The organism is Nocardioides sp., assembly GCF_047607185.1.
Lineage (GTDB): Bacteria > Actinomycetota > Actinomycetes > Propionibacteriales > Nocardioidaceae > Nocardioides.
In genome coordinates, this window is the sequence record NZ_JASGDQ010000111.1 from 36,929 (window position 1) to 43,456 (window position 6,528).

The 6,528-nt window shown below is 71.5% G+C and carries 4 protein-coding genes; all 4 read left to right on the plus strand.

The features are described from left to right. Window positions 1-3: 3 nt before the first annotated feature. The 4 genes from QM595_RS12665 to QM595_RS12680 are packed head-to-tail and all read left to right on the plus strand — an operon-like array spanning window position 4 to window position 6,401. Complete coding sequence (locus QM595_RS12665; protein WP_415171918.1) at window positions 4-1,458, plus strand: cytochrome ubiquinol oxidase subunit I; 1,455 nt, start codon at window positions 4-6, stop codon at window positions 1,456-1,458. Between the two features lie 11 nt (window positions 1,459-1,469). Further along, entirely contained in the window at window positions 1,470-2,486 is a 1,017-nt protein-coding gene (gene cydB / locus QM595_RS12670) for a cytochrome d ubiquinol oxidase subunit II (protein WP_415171919.1), read from the plus strand. Further along, window positions 2,473-5,769: a thiol reductant ABC exporter subunit CydD gene (gene cydD, locus QM595_RS12675; protein WP_415171920.1), complete on the plus strand. Its 3,297-nt coding sequence runs from the start codon at window positions 2,473-2,475 to the stop codon at window positions 5,767-5,769. Before cydB ends, cydD begins: the two co-directional genes overlap by 14 nt. After that, complete coding sequence (locus QM595_RS12680; RefSeq protein WP_415171921.1) at window positions 5,766-6,401, plus strand: response regulator; 636 nt, start codon at window positions 5,766-5,768, stop codon at window positions 6,399-6,401. Before cydD ends, QM595_RS12680 begins: the two co-directional genes overlap by 4 nt. Window positions 6,402-6,528 lie beyond the last annotated feature (127 nt).

Here is a 6,528-nt window from a genome sequence, read left to right on the forward strand (position 1 = left end):
GTCGTGGACAGCATTCTCGACATCGCGCGATGGCAGTTCGGCATCACCACCGTCTACCACTTCCTGTTCGTCCCGCTGACCATCGGCCTGACCGCCCTGGTCGCGGTGATGGAGACGATGTGGCTGCGCTCCAAGCGGCCGGAGTGGCTCCGGCTGACGAAGTTCTTCGGCAAGCTGATGCTGATCAACTTCGCCATCGGGGTGGTCACCGGCATCGTCCAGGAGTTCCAGTTCGGCATGAACTGGAGCGACTACTCCCGGTTCGTCGGCGACGTCTTCGGGGCGCCGCTCGCGGTCGAGGCGCTGCTGGCGTTCTTCCTGGAGTCGACCTTCCTGGGGCTGTGGATCTTCGGCTGGGACAAGCTGCCCCGTGGCCTGCACGCCGGCTGCCTGTGGATCGTCCACCTCGGCACCCTCGCGTCGAGCTGGTTCATCCTGGCGGCCAACTCCTGGATGCAGCACCCGGTCGGCTACGCGTACAACGCCGAGACCGGCCGAGCCGAGATGACCGACTTCTGGGCCGTCATGTTCAACAAGGTCCAGCTGGTCACCTTCCCGCACGTGGTGCTCGCGGCGTACATGACCGCCGGCTTCTTCCTGCTCGGGGTCTGCACCTGGCTCTACGTCCGGCGCCAGGACGACCAGCCGGTCTACCGCACCGGGCTGCGGCTCGGCGCCGTCGTGGCGATCCTCGGCTTCGCCGCCGTCGGCATCACCGGCGACTTCCAGGGCAAGGTCATGACCGAGGTGCAGCCGATGAAGATGGCCGCCGCCGAGGCGCTCTACGAGACCTCCGACTCCTGCGCGCCGTTCTCGGTGCTGACCATCGGCACGCCGGACGGCAAGCACGAGAAGTTCGCCATCACGGTGCCATGCCTGCTCTCCTTCCTCGGCACCGGCACCTTCGACGGCAAGGTGGAAGGCATCAACCAGCTCCGCGAGCAGTACGCCGAGACCTACGGCGTCGACCCGGGCGCCGACTACTACACCGCCGGCGACTACACCCCGATCATCCCGGTCACCTATTGGACCTTCCGCTGGATGATGGGCTTCGGCGCGGTCGCCACCCTCGGCGCCGTCGTGGTGCTGTGGCTGACCCGGCGCGGCCGCACCCCGCGCCCCGGCCGCTGGCTCACCGCGACCGCCGTGGCGCTGCCGCTGTTCGCGCTGCTCGGCAACAGCATGGGCTGGATCTTCACCGAGATGGGCCGCCAGCCGTGGGCGGTCTTCGGGCTGATGACCACCGAGCACGCCGTCTCGCCCGGGGTCTCCCCGTTCGAGGCGTGGGTGTCGATCGTGGCACTGACCCTGGTCTACGGGGTGCTCGCCGTGGTCGAGGTCGGCCTGCTGCTGCGCTTCGTCAAGAAGGGTGCCGACCCCTTCGTCGAACCGCCCGACCCGTCGTTGCGGGGCGCCTCGACCGAGGACGACGACCGCCCGCTCAACTTCGCCTACTAAGAGGACTGGTCATGGAGCTCACCACCGTCTGGTTCATCCTCATCGCCGTGTTGTGGATCGGCTACTTCGTCCTCGAGGGCTTCGACCTCGGCGTCGGCATCCTGCTGCCCGTCATCGCCAAGGGCGACCGGGAGCGGCGCGCCGTCATCAACACCATCGGCCCGGTCTGGGACGGCAACGAGGTCTGGCTGCTGACCGCCGGCGGCGCGACCTTCGCGGCCTTCCCCGAGTGGTACGCCACCCTCTTCTCCGGCTTCTACCTGCCGCTGCTGCTGATCCTGCTCGCGCTGATCCTGCGCGGCGTCGCCTTCGAGTACCGCCACCAGCGGCCCGAGGCCACCTGGAAGGGCTGGTGGGACCGGGCCATCATCGTCGGCTCCTTCGTGCCGGCGCTGCTGTGGGGCGTCGCCTTCGCCAATATCGTCCGCGGTGTGCCGATCGACTCCTCCAAGGACTTCACCGGGACGATCTTCACGCTGCTCAACCCGTTCGGGCTGCTCGGCGGGCTGGTCACGCTGACGCTGTTCCTCACCCACGGTGCGATGTACCTGGCGCTCAAGACCGACGGCGTGCTGCGGGTCCGGGCCCGGGAGATGGCGCTGCGGCTCGGCGTCGTCGCGGCGGTGCTCGCGGTGATCTTCCTGATCTGGACGCAGGTGCTGTCCGGCAACGCCGGCTCGGCGGTCCTCTTCGTGGTGGCGGCGCTGGCGCTGGTCGGCGGGCTGGTCGCGATCTTCGTCGGCCGCGAGGGCTGGGCGTTCGTCGGCACCTTCGCGACGCTGGCGCTCGCCGTCGCGGGGCTGTTCGTGGCGCTCTTCCCCGACGTGATGCCCTCGACCACCTCCGAGCTCTACTCGCTCACCACGACCAACGCGGCCGCGACGTCGTACACGCTGAAGGTGATGACGATCGTCGCCGGCATCTTCACTCCGCTGGTGCTCATCTACCAGGCCTGGACCTACTGGGTCTTCCGCAAGCGGATCTCGGTGCACCACATCCCCGAGGACGACCTCGTTGCGGCCCACTGATCCCGCCGTCCGGCGTGCGCTGGCGGTCGCGCGAGGGCCGCTGGCGGTCGTGGTCGCGCTCGGCGTGGTCGGGGCGCTGCTGCTGGTCGCGCAGGCCTGGCTCGTCACCGAACTGATCCTGGCCGCGCTGCGCGGCTCGGGAGTGCTGCCCTGGGCGCTCGCCGTGGTCGGCCTGTTCCTCGCCCGCGCCGTCGTGGGCTGGGCCGGCGACGTCGCGGCGGCCCGCTCGGCGGTGCGGGTCGGGGCCGGCGTACGGCGCTCGGTGGTCCTCGGCGCGCTCGCCGGCCGGGTCCCCGGCTCCTCGGGCGCGGTGACCGCGCTGGCCACCCGTGGCGCGGCCGCCACCGAGCCCTATCTCACCCGCTACGTCCCAGCGCTGGTCCTGGCCGGGGTGCTGCCGCTCCTGGTCGTCGTCGCGATCGCGGTGCTCGACCCGCTCTCGGCGCTGATCGTGCTGGCGACGCTGCCGCTGATCCCGGTCTTCGGCATCCTGGTCGGCCTGGCCACCCGAGACCGCGCCGAGTCGCAATGGCGCGCCCTGGCCGACCTCGCCGGCCACTTCCTCGACGTGATGCGCGGGCTGCCCACCCTGGTCGCCTTCCGTCGGGCCCGCGCCCAGTCGTCGGTGATCGCGGCGGTGACCGACCGCTATCGCGTCCGGACGCTGGCCACGCTGCGGATCGCGTTCGCCTCCTCGGCGGTGCTGGAGCTGGTCGCCACCCTCTCGGTCGCGCTGGTCGCGGTCACCGTCGGCCTCCGGCTGGCGTCCGGATCGATGGGCCTCGAGACCGCGCTGATCGTGCTGCTGCTCGCCCCTGAGGCCTACTGGCCGCTGCGCAAGGTCGGCGCCGAGTTCCACGCCGCCGCCGAGGGCGCCGCCACCTTCGCCCAGATCTCGGGTGAACAGCCCCAAACTGACACCTCAAACCCTGGTGAACAGCCCCAAACTGACACCTCAAACCCTGGTGAGCGGTCGCAAACTGACATCACCGTGGTGGAGGCGTCGCTGACCTACCCCGGTCGCCTGGTGCCGGCGCTGGCTCCGGTCTCGCTGAGCGTCCCGGCCCACGGCGTGACAGCGGTCGTGGGCCCATCCGGCTGCGGCAAGTCGACACTCCTCGCCGTGCTGGCCGGCCTGCGCGAGCCCAGCAGCGGGTACGTCGTCGGGCCGGCGCGCGACCAGATCGCGCTGCTGCCGCAGCGTCCGGTCTTCGTCGCCGGCACCGTGGCCGACAACCTCCGGCTGGCGCGGCCGAGCGCCGCCGACCAGGAGCTGTGGCGCGTGCTGGACAGCGTTCGACTGACCGGTCGGATCGCCGATCTGGATGCCCCGCTGGGCGAGGACGGCCTCAGCCTCTCCGCCGGTGAGCGGGCGCGGCTCGTGCTGGCGCGGGTGATCCTCTCCGAGCGGCCCTGGGTGCTGCTCGACGAGCCGACCGCCCATCTCGACCAGGCCACTGAGCAGGTGATCGTCGAGGTGGTCGCCGAGCTGGGCCGGACCCGAGGGGTCGTGCTGGTCGCCCACAAGCCGGCTCTGGTCGACTTGGCCGATCAGATCGTGGAGTTGAGTCCGCCGGCGAGCCGTTCGGCACCGGTGTCAGGATGCGTCGGCTCACCGCGATCTGAGCGTCAGTTTGGGACTGCTCACCATGCCCCGGGGCGTCAGTTTGGGACTGCTCACCGCGATTCGGCTGTCAGTTTGGGACCGGTCGCGGGGAGGGGGAGGGGTGGGCTGGGGCTGGGGCTGGGGCTGGCCACCCTGCTGGGTGGGCTGGCGTCGACCTCGGGGGTGGCGCTGACCGCTACCGCCGGCTGGCTGATCGTGCGGGCCTCGGAGGGGCCGGGGGTGCTGATGCTGATGGTCGCCATCGTGGGGGTGCGGACCTTCGGCATCGCCCGGCCGGCGCTGCGCTATGTCGAGCGGCTCCGCTCCCACGACGCCGCGCTGCGGCTGCTGGCCGAGCGCCGGGTACAGGTCTACGACGCCGTGGTGCCGCTCACCCCCGGCCGGCTGGGCAAGCGCCGCGGTGACGTCCTCGCGGCGGTCGTCGACGACGTCGATGCGGTGCTCGACCGCGAGCTGCGGGTCAGGCTCCCGGTCCGCAGCTTCCTGGTCACCGCCGCGATCGCCATCGCCGTGAGCTCACTGCTGGAGCCGCGAGCCGGGCTGATCGTCGCCGCCGTCTGCGCGGCGGGCGCCGTCGCCTACCTGCTGGCCAGGACTGGCGCCCGGCAGGCCCAGGCGACCGCGGTCGCCACCAGGGCGCTGGTCTCCGAGCGGGTCGCCGACGCCGTCCAGGCCGCCGACGAGTTGCGGATGTGGGGCGCGGAGCCAGCCACCATCGCGCGGATCGAGGCCGCCGACGACGGCAGCGCCCAGGTCACCAGCGCCCGCTGGCTGGGCGCCGCCCGGGCGGTGACCCTGCTCGCCGCCGGCGCGGGGGTGACGGCGATGGCGGCGACGATGGCCACCACCGCCACCGGCCCGATCCTGGCCCTCCTCGTCCTCACCCCGCTCGCCCTGGCCGAGCCGCTGGCGAGCCTGGCCGACGCGGGCGCCACCGCCGCCCGCGCCGAGGCGGCCGAGCGACGGCTTCACGAGCTCGAGGCCACGCCGCCGGCGGTCACCGACCCCGCCACCGCCAAGAGCGCCGAGGGCACCGTCATCGAGCTCCACCGCCCCAAGGTCAGGCAGGTCCTCGACGACCTCGACCTCACCGTCGCCGAGGGCGAGCACGTCGCGGTGGTCGGCCCCAGCGGCTCGGGCAAGTCGACGCTGGCGAGCCTGCTGCTGCGGTTCACCGACCCTGACGAGGGCACGGTCAGCCTTGGCGGGGTGCGGATGACCGAGCAGCGGGCCGACGACGTCCGGGAGCACGTCGGGCTGGTCGACGACGACCCGCACGTCTTCGCCTCCACCGTGGCCGAGAACGTCAGGTTCGCCCGGCCCGGCGCCGACGACGACGAGGTCAGGCGGGCGCTGGCCAGGGCCCACCTCGACCAGTGGCTCGACGACCTGCCTGAAGGCATCGACACGCGGCTCGGCGACGGCTACGCCCAGATCTCCGGCGGCGAGCGCGCCCGGCTCGCGATCGCGCGCAGCCTGCTCGCCGACCAGCGGGTGCTGGTGCTCGACGAGCCCACCGCCCACCTCGACGCGGCCACGGCGGCGGCGCTCGCGCGTGAGGTGATGGAGGAGGAAGATCGCAGCGTCGTGTGGATCACCCACGGCACGGCGGGTCTCGACCTGGCTGACCGCCTCGTCACCCTGGAGAGAACATGATCAAGGTCTATCTGCTCGACGACCACGAGGTGGTCCGCGAGGGCCTGCGCGCCCTGCTGGTGGCCTCCGGTGGCATCGAGGTGGTGGGGGAGTCGGGCTCGGCCGTCGAGGCGGTGGCCCGCATCCCCGCCCTCAAGCCGGATGTCGCGGTCCTCGACAACCGGCTCCCCGACGGCTCCGGGATCGAGGTCTGCCGCGACATCCGTGCCGTCGACCCCGGCCTCAAGGCGCTCATCCTGACGTCGTACGACGACGACGAGGCGCTCTTCTCCGCCATCATGGCCGGTGCCTCGGGCTATGTGCTCAAGGAGATCGGCAAGCAGGATCTGGTCGCCGCGATCCGCAATGTCGCCGCCGGCTACTCCCTGATCGACCCCGCGCTGACGCAGAAGGTGCTCGACCGGGTGCGCCACGGCAAGGCCACCGCGCCCGAACTGGCCGACCTCACCCAGCAGGAGCTCAAGCTGCTGGAGCTGATCGCCGAGGGGCTCACCAACCGGCAGATCGGCGAGCGGATGTTCCTGGCGGAGAAGACCGTCAAGAACTACGTCTCGGCGATCCTTGCCAAGCTCGGCCTGGAGCGCCGCACCCAGGCCGCCGTGCTCGCCTCGAGGCTGTTGGGGAGGCGCTGACCTAGATGAATGAGTCCAAGGGTCAGTGGTCGTAGGCGATCAGTGATCGGTGGATGTCCGCGCCGATGTGGTCGTTGTGCCAGATCGCGGTGGTGAGGGCGAGGATGCGGGCGGCGATGCGGGCACA

Excerpts from the sequence above, each read along its gene's own strand:
- cydB (WP_415171919.1), top strand. The coding sequence starts at position 1,470 with ATGGAGCTCACCACCGTCTGGTTCATCCTCATCGCCGTGTTGTGGATC.
- QM595_RS12680 (WP_415171921.1), top strand. The coding sequence starts at position 5,766 with ATGATCAAGGTCTATCTGCTCGACGACCACGAGGTGGTCCGCGAGGGC.